Origin of the sequence: Neorhizobium alkalisoli (assembly GCF_002968635.1) — a bacterium.
In the GTDB taxonomy this organism is placed as follows: domain Bacteria; phylum Pseudomonadota; class Alphaproteobacteria; order Rhizobiales; family Rhizobiaceae; genus Neorhizobium; species Neorhizobium alkalisoli.
In genome coordinates this window covers 94781-110572 of the sequence record NZ_PVBN01000005.1, presented here as the reverse complement: position 1 = coordinate 110572, position 15792 = coordinate 94781, and the positions used below count along the sequence as shown (strand labels likewise).

Below are 15792 nucleotides of genomic sequence, written 5' to 3'. Positions count from 1 at the left end.
AGATTAACGGATGTTCCGCCGCCGACCAGCTTCTATTTCGAGCGTCCGATCACTTTTTCAAGCGCGAGCGACTCTTGCGTCCATTGCGCCTCTCGGAGCGGCTTAATATGGTGCGGCCCCGCAATGTGTGATGGAGGGCCCTATGCTGTGCTTTGGAATCCTGTCGACCGCGAGGATCGGTCGCGAACTGGTGGTGCCGGCTATTCAGGACGCCGAAAACTGTGTTGTGACTGCGATTGCCAGCCGCGATCTCGTCAAGGCCCGCGCTATGGCCGACCGCTTCGGCGCCCCGCATGCCTTTGGTTCCTATGAGGAAATGCTGGCCTCTGATGTCATCGATGCAGTCTATATCCCGCTGCCGACGAGCCAGCATGTGGAATGGTCGCTGAAGGCTGCGGAAGCCGGCAAGCACGTGCTCTGTGAAAAGCCGATTGCGCTCAAGGCAAGCGAGATCGAAAAGCTGATTGCGGCGCGCGACCGTCACAACGTGCTGATCGCGGAAGCCTTCATGGTGACCTATGCGCCGGTCTGGCTGAAGGTGCGCGAGCTTCTCAAGGATCAAGCGATCGGCGAGTTGAGGCAGGTGCAGGGCGCCTTCACCTATTTCAACCGCGACCCTTCCAACATGCGCAACATTCCCGAACTCGGCGGTGGAGCTCTGCCGGATATCGGCGTTTACCCGACCATCACGACCCGCTTCGTGACGGGCGCCGAGCCTGCGCGTGTGCAGGCCGTGACGAGACGGGATCCGGAGTTCGGCACCGACATCTATTCGAGCGTCAAGGCCGACTTCGGCTCGTTCGAAATGACTTTCTATATCGCGACCCAGATGGCCGGGCGCCAGGTCATGGTTTTCCATGGAACGGACGGTTATATCGAGGTGAAGTCCCCCTTCAACGCCGATCGCTGGGGCGCGGAAGAGATTGAACTCACCAATCAGAAGCACAATGTTTCCCAGATTTTCCGTTTCCAGGACAGCCGCCAGTATCGCCGGCAGGCGGAAGCGTTCGCGCGTGCCGTCAAGGGTGAGCCGGCTGAGGTGGTGACGCTCGAAAACTCGCTCCTGAACCAGCGTTTTATCGATGCTATCTACCGCGCGAGTGAGCACGACAGCTGGGAAAAGATCTGAGGCCGACTATTGGCGGAAGACGAAGCGCGAATAGCCGAAAAAGCTGTAGAGCATGGCGGCGAGCGATGCAAAAACGATCGCCACCACGGGCTGCAGGAAGGGTACACGATAGAGCAGCAGGGAATAGACGGCGTAGTTGAGAAGCGCCGAAGTGATCCCGACCGCCCAGTAACGGAAGCCTTCGACTGCCAGTGAATGGCGGGAGCGGCCGAACGTGCGGTTGCGGTTGATGAACCAGGTCCAGGCCATGGCCGCCATGATTGCCGGAACGCGGGCAGCAAAGGGGCTGAGCCCGAGGACGGTGATGAGGACCTGGGTAAGGGCGGCATCCACGAGAAACCCGCTGCCGCCGGCAACCACGAACCAGAAGAGCCGTTTCATGCCGCACTCTTGTCGGTTCTGGTGCGTGTATCGGAAAGCGTTTTCGGCTGCGGCTCAGACGAGATCCCGCGTTGTGGCAGGTTGATGTACTGGATGCGAAGCTGTTCAGCGCGGGCCCGCGAGACAGAATCGAGGATCAGTGCTGCGGTAAATATCAACAAGGACATCAGCATCAGCACCAGGGAGAAAACCCAGGTGGGCATCCGCTCGACGAGGCCGGTCTGAAAATAGGCGATGAGTACAGGCGCCATGAAGATCATGCTCGCCGCCATGAAGGCGCTACTGATGATGCCGAAGAAAGCGAATGGCCGCGTCTCCTTCATCAGCATGGCAAACATCCAGAGAATTCTGAAGCCGTCTCCGAATGTCGAAAGCTTGGAATGCGAGCCTTCAGGACGCCGACCATAATCGAGTTCGATCTCGCAGACCGGCAACTTGAGCCGGGAGGCATGAACCGACATCTCGGTCTCGATTTCGAAGCCCCCGGAAACGGCGGGGAAGCTTTTGACGAACCGCCGCGAGAAGGCACGGTAGCCGGAAAAGATGTCGGTGAAGTCGGATCCGAAGATCGTCCGGTAGAGGAGATTGAACAGCCTGTTGCCGACTGCATGGCCCTGGCGCCCGGCATCGGCATGTACGCCCCGGCGAGTGCCGACCACCATGTCGGCGCGTTCCGTCAGCAGTGTGCGGATCAGCTCTTCGGCATCCTGCGGCGCATAGGTGCCGTCGCCGTCGGCCATCACGTAGATATCGGCCTCGATATCGGCAAACATCCGCCGCACCACATGACCCTTGCCCTGCCGTCGTTCGCGCATCACCTCTGCGCCGGCGAGCATGGCCTGCAGCGCCGTGCCGTCGGTGGAGTTGTTGTCGTAGACATAGATGCGCGCACGCGGAAGCGTTTCCCGGAAACCGCGGACAACGGACGCGATCGTCGTTGCTTCATTGTAGCAGGGCAGCAGGATGGCAATATCCGGATGGCCTGTCAGCGCGTCGTTCATGATTTTCACTCGATACACGGAAAATCCGACGCAGGGACTGCCTGCGCCGTTGGCTTTACTATTTCTTGGGAAGGTTAAGGCTAGGTTTCTGCTACCTCAACAGATGAAACTTCCCGGATGATTATGGCGGAAAACACGACGGACAGACCCGGTGGAATTGCGGCGGATCGGTTGGTCGCGCCGTTGTTCTCCAGGTTGTTGCCCTCGGTCGCAGTTTATTGGCTGACGACTGCCGCAATGAGCCTTCTCATCTTTCTTCCAAGAAGCGAGGACTATATCGGCCGCGACAACGACGATGTCATGCGGCTCGTCGAGGTGCGCGATTTCCTGGCAGGCCAGAACTGGTTCGACCTGATGCAATACCGGCTCGGGCTTGCTGAAGGCACCCTGATGCATTGGTCGCGTCTGGTCGATCTGCCGATCGCGGCGCTGATCAGGCTGTTTTCGCTGGTTCTGGAGCCGTCTCAGGCGGAGGCTGTGGCGGCGACGCTCTGGCCGATCCTGCTGATGCCTTTCCTGCTTCTCCCGCTTGGCCTAGCCTGCCGGCGGCTCGGCGGCGCGCCCGCAATGCATATCGGGCTCGGGCTTGGTGCGATTTTCATTTTCACCTGCGTGCGCTTCTCCCCCGGGGCGCTCGATCATCACAACGTCCAGCTCGTCTTGTCGATGTGGATCGCCGCCATGCTGGTTGATCCGGACAAGAGGGTTCTAAGTTATGCGGCTGCGGCCTTCGCTGGCGGCCTGGCCATGGCCATCGGTGCCGAGACCACCCCGCTCGTGGCCGTTGCCTGCATTATCGTCGCGCTGCAGTGGCTGTGGCATGGAGAGGCATTCGCCCGTCCCGCGCGTGCCTTCGGCCTTTCTCTGACCTTGTCGATTTCAGCCTTTTTCTTCCTGACGGTGCCGCCACATTCTTATGGCGTCGTCACTTGCGACAATCTCTCTTTCGGCTTTTATACGCTCTCGGCGCTGGGGGGCGCGGCACTTTTCCTCATGGCGAGCCTGCCGAGAGCGCCCACGCGAACCGGGCGCTTGCTGTTGATCGCGATAACCGGCGGTCTTGTCCTTCTGGCTGCTTTCCTCGTCGCGCCGGCCTGCCTCGGGGATCCGCTCGGATCGCTGGATCCCATGCTTGTAGAGTTATGGCTGAAGGCCGTGACCGAGGCGCGGCCGTTCCTGGCAGAGATCGCCGCCGAACCCGGCGTCGCGGCCGGCTTCTACGCGGTGGGCTTCTTTGCCATCGTGATATGTCTCTGCCGCAGCCTTAGAGGTGAAGCGCCCGAACTCCATTTCATCCTTGCAGCCCTCATCGGCGTCTCGTGGGGCGTGGCGTTGTTGCAGGTGCGCGGTGCGTTCTTTGCCAATATGCTGAGCATTCTGCCGTTGTCGCTGTTGATCGCAGACCTCAGGCAGCGTGCGGCAGCCAAACCAAAACATATTGGCCTTGCGCTCGGTTATGCGAGCACGGTTTTGGCTTCCGTGCCGATCATGTGGGCTTTTGGTGGCGTGATCGTGATCAACGGCTGGAGAGACGGCTTCGACTTCTCCGCGCTTTCCCCGCCGGGAGAGACCCATGCCGAGACGGGCGAGTGCGGCAGCGCCGCAGACATGGTCGGTCTCAATGCACTCGACACCGGTGTGATCGCCGCCCCGTCGAACAGCGGAGCGGAAATCCTGCGCTGGACGCCGCACAGGGTCCTGTCTGCCCCCTACCATCGCAACCAGAGAGGCATGCTGACGGAACTGCATATCGGTCTCGCCCCGCCAGCGGAGGCCGAGGCTTTCCTCAGAGGGGCAGGTGTGACGATCGTGGCGTTTTGCAAGACGGACCCACAGACGCAGAGCCTGATCCGCCTGAAGGCAGATGGCCTTTATGCGGGACTCGCACGCGGCGAAGTGCCGGGCTATCTGCAGCCGGCAGAGGAAACCAGCAGCGAAGGTTTCCAGCTCTATCGGGTACTGCGGGCAGGCAATTGATCTGAAGAGCGGCCTTGGATCAGGCGGTACGCAGACGCCGTACGATCAGGAAGCCTGCAAGGAAATTGATAAGGCCTGCATTATAGCCGAGCATGGCGATCAGCAGATTGAGATAGGATGCTGGGCCGGGCGAGGTGATTGTCGCGAGCGCGAAAGTCAAGACGATCAGGAAGGCGACGAAGGCAATGGAGAAGGCAGACCGCATGATGCCGGCACAGATGCCTATCGATGCAGCGGTCAAGAAGAGCACCTTGAATCTCCGTTTTGCCCTGTGTTGCCGGAAGCATATGGAGCACCTCCTAAGAAATGTTTACCCGCTTCCGTTCAAAAATTCCCTGTTTCGGGCGGAATTGGCTCGATTTGACCCACAGCAGAATCGGAAAATCGGGCTGCGAACGCATCAGGCAAGACGTGCGGCCTCAATGCGTGCGGTACCTCTCCCCTCCAGACGAGGTTGATGTGGTAGCCCGACATGGCAGATGTCAGGGCAACCACTTCACCTTCGAATGCGGCTGTTTCGCCTGTGGTTTCATGGAGCGTGCCGTCGTTGGGAATGGCATCCTCGGGAATGCCGATCGCGCTCAGCACGGAAACCGCCTGTGGCCGGTCCTGGAAGCGAAGCAACAGACGTTCAGGCTGCATGATAGGCTATCTTCGTCGTCAGAGCAGCCCGGCGATCGCCCCTGCCGTTGTTCCGGTTGCAAAGACATGGGTGACCCGGAGCGGGAGCAGGCTTCCCGATGTGACGTTCGAAAGCGTCAGGGTTTCGCCAGAAAGCATCCGCATCGAAAGACTGCCGCCTGCTCCGATATAGAGCGCCCGCGTCGTCTCCGGCAGGGCGTTGACGTCGCTGGGTGAAATGGAAAAGCCGGACGAGGCTGGTCCGGAAAGAGAGGCTTCGGAATTGGCGAAACGGTCTGGCATGAGCGAAATCTCCTTGAATGTCGTTCGTTGCCATTGTCGCTCTCCTCTGCTCCCCGGGGAAATCGCAGGCGCGAGATATCGTGTGGTCCGGAAGTGGCAGGCCGTTCTCCAGGACAAGATGTAGCCGAGGCGAAAAAAGAAAAGGAGCGCCCTCAAGCAGTTGATAGGTCCTCGCACCGAGAACGACGTTGCCGAGGTGCCGCAGGAAGTTGCCTTCGAGGCGCGCTGGTTTGGGTTTGATCGTCCACGGTTCTGTGGCGACTGCGGTGATGAATTTGCCGGGCATATCCTCTAAAAGGAAGAAATGACCAGTCTCATCTCCAACGATTCGCCGACGAACCTGACCGAATTTTCAGTGTCGGAGCTTTCGGGCTCGATCAAGCGCACAGTCGAGACTGCATTCGACCATGTTCGGGTAAGGGGCGAGATTTCCGGATACCGCGGACAGCATTCGTCGGGACATGCCTATTTCTCCCTCAAGGACGACCGGGCGCGCATCGACGCGGTGATCTGGAAGGGCACCTTCCCGCGGATCAAGTTCCGCCCGGAGGAGGGCATGGAGGTGATTGCCACGGGCAAGGTCACCACCTTCCCTGGTTCGTCGAAATACCAGATCGTCATCGAGAATCTCGAGCCGGCAGGCGCAGGCGCCCTGATGGCGCTGCTGGACGAGCGGCGCCGTAGGCTTGGCGCCGAAGGGTTGTTCGACCAGAGCCGCAAGCGGCCCTTGCCGTTCCTGCCGCATGTCATCGGCGTCGTGACGTCCCCGACGGGAGCGGTTATCCGCGATATCCTGCACCGCATTTCGGATCGTTTCCCGGTGCATGTTATTGTCTGGCCGGTGAAGGTGCAGGGCGAGGGTTCCGGTGACGAGGTGGCCGCGGCCATCCGCGGCTTTAACGCGATCGAGCCGGACGGACCTGTAAGGCGGCCGGACGTGCTGATCGTCGCGCGTGGCGGCGGCAGTCTGGAGGATCTCTGGAGCTTCAATGACGAAGCGGTTGTTCGCGCGGCGGCCGATAGCCGGATTCCGCTGATTTCCGCCGTGGGCCATGAGACGGACTGGACGCTGATCGACCATGCGGCCGATGTTCGCGCCCCGACCCCGACCGGTGCGGCTGAAATGGCGGTGCCGGTGAAGGCCGATCTGGATGCTCAGCTAGCGAACCTGACGGCCCGGCTGCGCGGCTGCGCCAGCCGGCAGATGGATCACCGGCGGCAATCGGTGCGGGCGCTCGTTCGTGCGCTCCCTTCGCTCGACCAGTTGCTGGCTTTGCCACGTCGCCGGTTCGATGAGGCCGCTGCGGGCCTCGGCCGCGGACTGGAGCGCACCACGGTCGTCAAACGGCGCAGTTTCGAGCGCGTTTCCGCCGGTCTGAGGCTGGATCTGCTCACCAACAGGCTTACCCAGCAGCGGCAATTGCTGGCGGATCGGCTCACCCGCAGCGAGCGCTGTCTGGAGCGGCAATTGCTGAAAGAGCATAATCGGCTGTCGAAAGCGGGCGCTTCGCTGTCTGCCCTGCCGCCGCGGCTGCTCGGTCAACTGGCGCGCGAACATCAGCATCTGGTCTCGCTTGGCCGTCATGCGGATACCGCCATGTCGCATACGCTCCTCCGCAGCCGCTCGGCGATCGTGGCGCAGGATCGGGTGCTGCAGTCGCTTTCCCATAAGAACGTGTTGAAGCGCGGCTTTGCGGTGGTGCGTGGCGAGGATGACAAACCACTCACTCGGGCTGCCGGGATCGGCGAAGGGCTTGCGTTGTCATTGGAATTTGCCGATGGCCGGATCTCCGCCATCACGAGCGAGGAAGGCGAGGCTGCCGGCCCGCGCGCAGGCTCTGCCCCCCAGCCGAAGAAGCGGTCGGCCAAGGCCGAACCCACAGGCAACGCGCCGAAACAGGGCAGCCTTTTCTGATGCATGTGCTTCTGGTTCTGGCTCACCCCTTGCCGGAAAGTTTCGCCGCATCGGTCGCGCTCACTGTCCGGGAAACGCTGGAGGGGAATGGCCACACGGTCGATTTTCTCGATCTTTACGCCGAGAACTTCGATCCACGGCTCACGGAGAAGGAGAGGCGCGGTTATTTCGATGTGCCTTACGATACCTCCGATGTAGCCGGTCTGGTGAAGCGGCTGCGAGAGGCCGAGGCATTGATGCTGGTCTTCCCGCAATGGTGGTTCAATCTGCCGGCGGTGCTGAAAGGCTTCTTCGACCGCGTTTTCGCACCCGGCGTGGCATTCCGGCATGACAAGGACGGCGGCAGGATCGTACCGCTTCTTACCAATATCCGTCATTTCCGGGTTTTCACGACCACCGGTTCTCCATGGTGGGTCGTGAGATTCTACATGGGCGATCCGGTGCGGCGACAGCTCAAGCGCGGCATTGCCGTGTTCTGCAACCGGAAGGTCGATTTCCGCATGCTTGCACTGCACGACATGGATCGGGCAACAGACGGTAAGCGCAGGCGACATCTGGAGCGCGTAAAGGCCGCGCTCCAGGACCTCCGGTAGATCTCAGCGAATGCGCATGCCCGCCTTGTCGTCGAAATGCAGAGGTTTGTCGAACTTCTGTAGCGGCGCTTCCGGGACCGCCCCGACTGTCACGCCATATTGCCAATCCGGCGGGCAGATCGCGATGTAGCGGGCGTAACCGCCCACTCCGCCCCCAAATTTCGGATAACCGATGGCGACAAGCGCACCCGTCTCCGGCACTTTGTCGAGATTGGCGACGCCTTCGGCCTGTGCGAAGCCGTTATGCATCAGCCAGTGCTCGCCTTCCAGTGTCGGAGTTGTATCCGTATCCAGCGGCTCATGTCCGTGGAACAGGATCTTTCGCTCCAGGTGAAGGAACTTCAGCGCGTCGAGCGAAACGCCCGGGAAGGGCCGGGTTGTGGAGAGCGAAGGGTCCGGCCATTTCTTGTACCAGCCGGAGCGCACGAAGACGACGGAGCCCTCCGGTATGCGCCCGTGCTTTTCCTCAAAACCCGTAATGTCGGCGACCTGCAGGTGATAACCCGCATCGGTTTTCACCTTGTCTTCGATGTTGATGACCACGAGCGGCCGCACCGCATAGGTCGCAGGGATTTCATCGATGGCGGCATATTCGGGGGCCCAATGGGCCGGTGGATCGAGCTGCGTGCCGAGCTGGTCGGTCGCGAGGTCGTAGGTGGAGGCGTTGAAGCCGTGCTTTTCGTATGTGAACGTGTCGCCCTTCTTCGCAAAACCTTCGAGATCGGTGCCGGCTGCTGCCTGGCCGAAACGCGATTTGCCGAAGCCGGCCCAGACCGGGATGTTCGGTGTGATTGTATGGGTGAGGTCGACATATTTGGCGCCCTTGAGCGTCTCGTTATAGACTTTCCACAGCCCGGGGTCCTCGGCAAATGCGGTGGAGATCGGGGCAATACCAAGAAGCGCCGCAGCAATAGGCGCGGCCAGACGAACAAATGAGCAAAACATGGCGACTTTCCTCTTTGGCTTTTCGTCATCGTCTGCCGGAAGCTGAAATATGCCGGCATTCTCAATCTCCGGCCGCAACGGAGGAAAAGTCAACTTGGCTCGGAGCAGTTTCTTTCGCCGTCCGGGTCCGGCCTTCCCGAGGCAGGTTGTCCGGACATGCAACTGCAACAGAAGCGTATTACCTTCTGAGGGATACAACGGGAGGGACACATGAGGTTGGCGGCATTCAACGTGGAGAACCTGTTCGATCGCGCGAAGGCGATGAACCTCGATACCTGGGCCGAAGGAAGAAAGGTGCTGGAGCAGTTTGCCGAGCTGGACAAACTTCTGGGGCAGGTAAAGTATAGTCCCGCGGACAAGGCTCGGATGGCGGTACTGGTTGTCGAGCTTGGTATGGAGAAAAGCGACACCGGCCCTTTCGTCATCCTCCGGCGCAATAGAGGCAACCTCCTCAAGCGGCCGAGGACCGGTGGTGTCGTCATCACCGCCAACGGACGGATTGACTGGGTGGGATCACTCGAATTGCGTGAAGAGCCCGTGGACGAAGAGGCCATGCGCAACACCGCCCGCGTGATGCACGACATCGAGGCGGATGTTCTGGGAGTTGTCGAAGCGGAAAGCCGACCAGTCCTCTGGGCATTCAACAACCAGATTCTTCCGGCGGTCGAAGGCAGGCCCTATCGTCAGGTGATGGTCATCGACGGCAACGACGATCGCGGGATCGATGTCGGCATCATGACCCGCGAGAACTACGCCATCGACACGATGCGCAGCCATGTTGACGATCGCGGTACAAATGGGGATCCGATCTTTTCCCGCGATTGCCCGGAATACTACATCACCACCCCAAGGGGGACGAAGCTGGTGGTTCTGGTCAACCACTTCAAGAGCAAGGGTTTTGGCAGCGCTCAGTCGTCCGATGCGCGTCGCAAGGCCCAGGCGACCCGGGTTGCGGAAATCTACGAACAATTGTTGTCGGCCGGCTTCGAATACATCGCCGTCATCGGTGACTTGAACGACACGCCTGACAGCGCGCCTCTTGCGCCCTTGATGCAGACGTCGCTCAAGGACGCCTTTGTCCATCCGCAATTCGATGACGGAGGCCATCCGGGGACTTTCGGGCTCGGCAATGCCGACAACAAGATCGACTACCTTCTGCTCTCGCCCAAACTTTTCGAGACGGTCGAGCGGGGTGGGGTGTTCCGCAAGGGCGCCTGGCCCGGATCAAGGCCGAAGCGCTGGGAGACCTACCCGCAGATCATAAGCCCGAACCAGGCGGCGTCCGATCATGCCGCCATCTGGGTTGACCTCGATATCTGACGAATAATCTGGATGGGACCGGCGACGAGAGATCGCCGGTCCGGCGCCTCAGGCCCACTCACCCTTGCGCATGACCGGAACCTTGACGCCATCGGCTTTGATGCCGTCGATGTCGACCTGGTTGGAGCCGATCATCCAGTCGATATGAATGAGGCTGGAATTGCCGCCCTGCGCCTTGATCTGATCCTGGCTGAGTGACGCACCGTCCAGGAAGCATTTCGAATAGCATTGGCCGAGCGCGATGTGGCAGGAGGCGTTTTCGTCGAAAAGGGTATTGTAGAAAAGCACGCCGCTCTTCGAGATCGGCGAGGAGTGCGGCACGAGGGCCACCTCGCCGAGCCGCCGGGCGCCCTCGTCCGTGTCGAGCACCTTGTTCAGCACTTCCTCGCCCTTTGAAGCCTTGGCGTCGACGATACGGCCGCCTTCGAACCTCACCTGGATGTTGTCGATCAGCGTGCCCTGGTGTGACAGGGGCTTGGTGCTCGAGACGTAACCCTCGACCTTGAGCGCATGCGGCGTCGTGAAGACCTCTTCGGTCGGAATGTTCGGATTGCAGGTGATGCCGTTCTTGGCGGTGGACGCTCCGCCATGCCATTCATGGCCATCGGCAAGGCCCACCGTCAGATCGGTGCCGGGGCCGGTGAAGCGGAGTGCCGAGAACCGCTCGCCATTCAGCCAGGCCGAGCGTTTCCTGAGGTTGGTGTTGTGCTCCTCCCACGCCGCCACGGGATCGGCGACATCGACGCGCGAGGCCGCGAAAATCGCCTCCGCGAGCTTGCCGACGGCAACATCGTCGGGAACTCCCGGGAAGACCTGGCGCGCCCAGGAGGGATTGGGATAGGAGACGATGTTCCAGTTGATGTCGAAATTGGCGATCTTTTCGAGTGCCGGCTTGTAGGCCATGGAATTGGCCTTGTTGGCGCGAGCCACCTTGGCGGGGTCCTGAGCTGCGAGCAGCATCGGATTGTCTCCTGAGATCGCGAGCCGTGCCGCCCCGTTCGCATAAGCCTTGGCCATGCCCTCGTAGAGCCATTCGGAGGCTTTGTCGAAGCTGGCGTCCGGAGCGTGCTCGTAGCGGGCGAGCGTCGTTTCCTCGTCGGAATAGAACGTGGTGACGAGACCGGCACCGGCCTTGTAGGCATGTTTGGTGATGAGGCGCACGAGCGGCAGGGCGGGAAGCGGTGCCGTGATCACGAGATCCTGGCCCTTTTCGAGCCTGAGACCCACCTTGACGGCCACTTCCGCCAGCTTTTCGAGTTTCTGAGGATCAACGACGGTTTGAAAATTCGGCACGATTGTCATGGATGGCCCTCTGCTTTCTCTATCCGGGTGATGAGACTTAAAGAGCTTTGAGGCGAAAATGAAGACGCGAAGCCGACAAACCGGCACCAAAGAACCATGCTGAAGGTATCGCGGCCGCCGCTAAGCTTGCCTCAGCGCGGCTTCGACCGCCGCAATGTTGCTTGCATGAACTGCCTCATAGGGCGCGAAATAGATAACCGCGCCCGAGGCGATCTCTTCCGCGACGAAGGACCGAAGTAACGGCTCCACCGGTCTGCCGGCGGCGAAAGCGCCTGCCAGGCGCTGAAGATAGGCGCGGTTGGCGTCGATCAGGCTCGGTTCATATCCGCCGGAGGCGATACGGTCCGCATCGCCATGCGCCGGCAGCACTTTTCCGATCGACCAACTCCGCATGCGCGCAAGCTCGGCGATATGCGTCCCGATCTCGGCGGCTTCCGAAATATAGGTGACCGTGTCCTCGAGCGTATCGCCGGCAAACAGCAGCTTTTCATCGGGCAGCCATAGAACGTTGCCGTCGGCACTATGGATTGCGAAGTGGTGCAGTTCCACGTTGCGATGGCCGACCGTGAACTCGAGCCGTTCTTCGAAAATGGTTGTCGGCATGACCAGTGGCAGGATCGGCGGATTTGCCCTCTCTATCTTCTCGCGGTTCTGCGCGAGTTTCTCCGCAGTCAGCTGGAGGGCGATGATCTCGCAATCAGTGAATACGGCATTTCCGGCAATGTGGTCCTTGTGCCAGTGGCTCAGCACGACGCGAATCTTGGTGACGCCAAGATCTTGTAGGTGACGCCGGATCACCTTGGCGTGCTCGATGGAGATATGCGTGTCGTAGACCAGCGCCTCGCCTTGATTGACGACGGCATAGGAGGATACGCCGAGAGAATAGGCGCCGTCGTCCAACCAGTTTGCAGCTTCCGAATATAGCCGCTTGGCGGCCACACGGCCGTCGTAATAGGCGAAGATGCCCGGATAAGGTTGAAGGATGCGAAGCGTCTCGATCATCTCAAGCATGGGGAGCCTCACGCGACCAATGGGGCGGCAATCGCCTTCAGGACATCGCGAGCCGCTTTCGGATCAAGCCGGACCTGCAAGCCGCGTTGCCCACCATTGATATACACGTGCTGCTCGTCGAGTGCAGTGATTTCGATCGCCGTGGGTACCAACTTCTTTTGGCCGAAGGGACTGATGCCGCCGACGTGATAACCGGTGGCGCGCTCGGCTTCCGCCGGCTTCATCATGGCCGCCGACTTGCCGCCGAAGGCGGCAGCCAGCTTCTTCATCGACACCTCGCGATCGGACGGTACGACGACGCAGACCGGCTTGCCGTCGACCTCTGCCATGAGCGTCTTCAGAACCCGGCAAGGATCTTCGCCGATCGCTTCCGCCGCCTGCAGGCCGATCCGATCGGCATTCGGGTCGTAGTCATAGGTCACGACAGTAAAGGCGACGTCCGCCTTCTCCAGGGTCTGTGTGGCGCGAGTTGTCTTGGACATGCTCAGTTCCCGCCGAACGCCTCCTCGTAGATCTCGGGCTTGAAGCCGACGATCAGCTTGTCGTCGGCTTCAAGCACCGGGCGCTTGATCATCGAAGGTTGAGCGAGCATCAAATCGATCGCCTTCTGGCGGTCGAGGCCAACCTTGTCGGCTTCATCGAGTTTCTTGAAGGTCGTCCCGGCACGGTTGAGCACGATCTCCCAGCCGGCGCGGCTCGTCCACGCTTCCAGAAACGTGCGATCAATGCCGGCGACCTTGTAGTCATGAAAGTCATAGGTGACACCCCTGCGGTCCAGCCACTCGCGGGCTTTCTTCATCGTATCGCAGTTCCTGATGCCGTAGATCGTGATTGCCATCGAATACCCCTTGCCATGAGGGATCGATATCAAGAGGCACCCTCTCCATGCAAGTCGTTGATCTGGCTCAACTGGCGTTATGTGACAGTTGCATGGCTCCCTTGTTCTGTTGTGCGTTGCACAAAAGACGGTCCGACCTCATATTTCAGCAGAAGGAAAGAAAAGGAGAGAATATCATGACCGTACAGAAGAAGAACCGTGGTGCGTTTGGTCGCGCCTTTGCCGTCGTCAGCGCCGCAATTGCAGTTTCGGCTGCCGTAGAAAACCATCGTCGTCCGACGAGCCGTGATCTGAACACCCTCGGCATTGACCCCAACGCTTTCGACAAGCTCGTCTAAATTGCTTCCGGTGTAACAGCCGCGAGTGTAGAGGCTTCATCCTAAAGTATAGTTTCGCGCGCATTGCGCGCGGAAACTGTCCGTTAACCATAGCTATCCTATTGTCTCCTAATATTTGGGAGGTCGAGGTGAGCGTGAGCGGACAGGTCTTTAAAATAGCCGAGCGGCCGGATTCGGAGGCGCTCGATGCAGAAGTATTGAAGCATTCCGTCGTCAAGCTGGCGGGCGAGGCTTCGGCTCTTGGTCTCCACCTCGTCGATATTGCCGGGGCTGTCCAGGATACCGCCGCTCAGTCTTCACAGCATGCTGCACTTCTGGGGCGTCTGACGCAATCCGCCCAATCGATCGCCGAAGCCAACGGCCAGATCGCTCGCTCACTGCACGAATCCGATGAACTGACCGCGAGCGCCCGCCAGGTATTGGGCGCGCAGGCCGAGCAGCTTTCCGGTTCCGTCACCGCCATCGACCATATGGTCAATGCCTCGCAGGAGATCGGAGCGGAGATCAAGCTGTTTTCCGCCGCGCTGGGTGACGTCGGGCGGTTGGCCGACGCCATCGGCACGATTGCCCGGCAGACGAACCTTTTGGCGCTCAACGCGGCGATCGAGGCCGCGCGAGCAGGCGACGCGGGCAAGGGTTTTGCGGTGGTCGCAGCCGAGGTTCGGGCGCTGTCCCTGCAGACCTCTCAAACGACCAGTTCCATTCAGGCAACGCTCGACCAGCTGAACAGCCGTATCGACCGGCTTGTGGCGGCCGGCGAGGGTGCAAGCCGTTCCGCCGAAGGTGTAAAGACGACCGCGGTGAAAGTGCAGGGGTCCTTCAAGGGCGTCGAAGACGTCATGACACGGATTCTCGACAATGCATCCGCCCTAGCCGGCACCACCGAAACCGTCGACCGGCAGTGCGGTGAATTCGCTTCCTCGATTGCCTCCGCTGCCAGCGCCATCCTGAAATCCAACGATCAGCTTCAGCAGACCTCTGCTCGCGTCGGCGATATGGTGACGATTTCCGAGCGGATGATACAGGCGACGGCGAATGCCGGCGTGGAGACGCCGGACAGTCCCTACATCCGACAGGTGATAACGCTTGCCGCGGATGTCTCAGCCGCTTTCGAAGCGGGCGTCAAATCCGGCCGTATCGACATGGCCTCGCTCTTCGACCGGCAATATGCGGCGATCCCCGGCTCTGACCCCGTTCAGTACATGACCCGCTTTACCGAATTCACAGACACTGTCCTGCCGCCGATCCAGGAAGCGTCGCCGGAAAGCGACGAGCGTATCGCCTTCTGCGCGGCGGTGGACGAAAATGGCTACCTGCCGACCCATAACCGCAAATTCTCGCAGCGCCAGCGCCCCGGTGATCCGACCTGGAACACTGCCAATTGCCGCAATCGGCGCATCTTCAACGATCGCGTCGGGCTCGCCGCAGGCCGTAACACGGAACCCTTCCTTCTGCAGACCTATCGCCGCGACATGGGTGGCGGTCAGTTCGTGCTGATGAAGGATATTTCCGCCCCGATCACCGTCAACGGCCGCCATTGGGGTGGCCTGCGCCTGGCGATCCGGGTCTAGGCTCGCGCGGCTTCCAAGGTAGTACTTTCTTCATAGGCTGCATCCAGTGTGGCGATGTCGATCTTTTTCATCGACAGCATCGCCTCCATCACGCGGTTGGCCCGGAGAGCATCGCTGTCCGTCAGCATTTTCGGCAGCTTGGCGTAGTTGACCTGCCAGACGAGACCGAACCGATCCGTCAGCCAGCCGCAGGGCTGTTCCTGCCCGCCTTCGGCCAGCTTTTCATAATATCCGTCGATCTCCTTCTGCGTCTCGCAATGGATGAGGAACGAGACCGCGCCGTTGAATTTTGCCCACGGTCCTCCGTTGATCGCTGCAAAGCTCTGGCCTTCAAGCTCGAAGCCCATGGCCATTACCTGGCCCTTGGGGCCGGGTCCGACATCGCCATAACGGGAAACGTCGGTGATGCGCGAGTTTTTAAACACCGATATATAAAAATTGACGGCTTCTTCCGCATTGTTCTCGAACCAGAGATGCGGGACGATCTTGTGCTTCTGGATGGCCATTTTGCTCTCCTCTATCGTGTGACCGTTCTTAGAACGTGGCG

At 60.4% G+C, this 15792-nt stretch carries 18 protein-coding genes; 7 read left to right on the top strand and 11 right to left on the bottom strand.

Annotated features, from left to right (window positions below):
• Positions 1 to 142 precede the first annotated feature (142 nt).
• Positions 143 to 1129, top strand: a complete 987-nt coding sequence (locus tag C5L13_RS12865; protein WP_105383692.1) for a Gfo/Idh/MocA family protein — start codon at positions 143 to 145, stop codon at positions 1127 to 1129.
• Positions 1130 to 1135: 6 nt separating this feature from the next.
• Here C5L13_RS12865 and C5L13_RS12860 read toward each other — a convergent pair whose 3' ends face one another.
• A complete protein-coding gene (locus C5L13_RS12860; RefSeq protein ID WP_105383691.1) occupies positions 1136 to 1510 on the bottom strand; it encodes a GtrA family protein in 375 nt (124 codons plus the stop codon).
• Complete coding sequence (locus C5L13_RS12855; RefSeq protein ID WP_105383690.1) at positions 1507 to 2511, bottom strand: glycosyltransferase; 1005 nt, start codon at positions 2509 to 2511, stop codon at positions 1507 to 1509. Before C5L13_RS12855 ends, C5L13_RS12860 begins: the two co-directional genes overlap by 4 nt.
• Before the next feature lie 117 nt (positions 2512 to 2628).
• Between C5L13_RS12855 and C5L13_RS12850 the strand changes: the two genes are divergently transcribed.
• Complete coding sequence (locus tag C5L13_RS12850; RefSeq protein ID WP_105383689.1) at positions 2629 to 4488, top strand: hypothetical protein; 1860 nt, start codon at positions 2629 to 2631, stop codon at positions 4486 to 4488.
• 19 nt (positions 4489 to 4507) lie between these two features.
• On the opposite strand, the gene C5L13_RS12845 is transcribed toward C5L13_RS12850, so the two are convergent.
• The 3 genes from C5L13_RS12845 to C5L13_RS12835 all read right to left on the bottom strand — a co-directional run bounded on the left by C5L13_RS12845 (position 4508) and on the right by C5L13_RS12835 (position 5412).
• Positions 4508 to 4738, bottom strand: coding sequence for a hypothetical protein (locus C5L13_RS12845; protein ID WP_105383688.1), 231 nt, complete (start codon positions 4736 to 4738; stop codon positions 4508 to 4510).
• A 74-nt stretch (positions 4739 to 4812) separates the two neighbouring features.
• On the bottom strand, positions 4813 to 5130 hold the full coding sequence (locus C5L13_RS12840; protein WP_105383687.1) for a hypothetical protein: 318 nt from the start codon (positions 5128 to 5130) through the stop codon (positions 4813 to 4815).
• Between the two features lie 18 nt (positions 5131 to 5148).
• On the bottom strand, positions 5149 to 5412 hold the full coding sequence (locus C5L13_RS12835) for a spike base protein, RCAP_Rcc01079 family (protein WP_105383686.1): 264 nt from the start codon (positions 5410 to 5412) through the stop codon (positions 5149 to 5151).
• 304 nt (positions 5413 to 5716) lie between these two features.
• Between C5L13_RS12835 and xseA the strand changes: the two genes are divergently transcribed.
• The gene (xseA, locus tag C5L13_RS12830) at positions 5717 to 7327 is read left to right on the top strand and encodes an exodeoxyribonuclease VII large subunit (protein ID WP_105383685.1); all 1611 of its coding nucleotides are present in this window, start codon (positions 5717 to 5719) and stop codon (positions 7325 to 7327) included.
• Entirely contained in the window at positions 7327 to 7920 is a 594-nt protein-coding gene (locus C5L13_RS12825) for an NAD(P)H-dependent oxidoreductase (protein WP_105383684.1), read from the top strand. Before xseA ends, C5L13_RS12825 begins: the two co-directional genes overlap by 1 nt.
• Positions 7921 to 7923: 3 nt before the next feature.
• On the opposite strand, the gene C5L13_RS12820 is transcribed toward C5L13_RS12825, so the two are convergent.
• Entirely contained in the window at positions 7924 to 8865 is a 942-nt protein-coding gene (locus C5L13_RS12820) for a cyclase family protein (protein WP_105383943.1), read from the bottom strand.
• 210 nt (positions 8866 to 9075) lie between these two features.
• Here C5L13_RS12820 and C5L13_RS12815 point away from each other — a divergent pair, with 210 nt between their 5' ends.
• Positions 9076 to 10185, top strand: a complete 1110-nt coding sequence (locus C5L13_RS12815; protein ID WP_105383683.1) for an endonuclease/exonuclease/phosphatase family protein — start codon at positions 9076 to 9078, stop codon at positions 10183 to 10185.
• Between the two features lie 48 nt (positions 10186 to 10233).
• Here the strand turns inward: C5L13_RS12815 and C5L13_RS12810 are convergent, their stop codons facing one another.
• The 4 genes from C5L13_RS12810 to C5L13_RS12795 form a co-directional block, all read right to left on the bottom strand.
• Positions 10234 to 11487 carry an aminopeptidase gene (locus C5L13_RS12810; protein ID WP_105383682.1) on the bottom strand — a complete coding sequence of 418 codons (1254 nt, stop codon included), beginning with the start codon at positions 11485 to 11487 and terminating at the stop codon, positions 10234 to 10236.
• Positions 11488 to 11607: 120 nt separating this feature from the next.
• Positions 11608 to 12498 (bottom strand): MBL fold metallo-hydrolase, encoded by an 891-nt coding sequence (locus tag C5L13_RS12805; protein WP_105383681.1) that lies wholly within the window; start codon positions 12496 to 12498, stop codon positions 11608 to 11610.
• 8 nt (positions 12499 to 12506) lie between these two features.
• Entirely contained in the window at positions 12507 to 12980 is a 474-nt protein-coding gene (gene ybaK / locus C5L13_RS12800) for a Cys-tRNA(Pro) deacylase (RefSeq protein WP_105383680.1), read from the bottom strand.
• Positions 12981 to 12982: 2 nt separating this feature from the next.
• The gene (locus C5L13_RS12795) at positions 12983 to 13336 is read right to left on the bottom strand and encodes an ArsC family reductase (protein WP_105383679.1); all 354 of its coding nucleotides are present in this window, start codon (positions 13334 to 13336) and stop codon (positions 12983 to 12985) included.
• Positions 13337 to 13512: 176 nt separating this feature from the next.
• Here C5L13_RS12795 and C5L13_RS28995 point away from each other — a divergent pair, with 176 nt between their 5' ends.
• Positions 13513 to 13674: a hypothetical protein gene (locus C5L13_RS28995; protein WP_170117260.1), complete on the top strand. Its 162-nt coding sequence runs from the start codon at positions 13513 to 13515 to the stop codon at positions 13672 to 13674.
• A 128-nt stretch (positions 13675 to 13802) separates the two neighbouring features.
• Positions 13803 to 15245, top strand: coding sequence for a methyl-accepting chemotaxis protein (locus tag C5L13_RS12790; RefSeq protein WP_105383678.1), 1443 nt, complete (start codon positions 13803 to 13805; stop codon positions 15243 to 15245).
• Here the strand turns inward: C5L13_RS12790 and C5L13_RS12785 are convergent.
• Entirely contained in the window at positions 15242 to 15751 is a 510-nt protein-coding gene (locus C5L13_RS12785) for a VOC family protein (RefSeq protein WP_105383677.1), read from the bottom strand. The two genes, C5L13_RS12790 and C5L13_RS12785, sit on opposite strands and share 4 nt — an antisense overlap.
• Between the last annotated feature and the right edge of the window lie 41 nt (positions 15752 to 15792).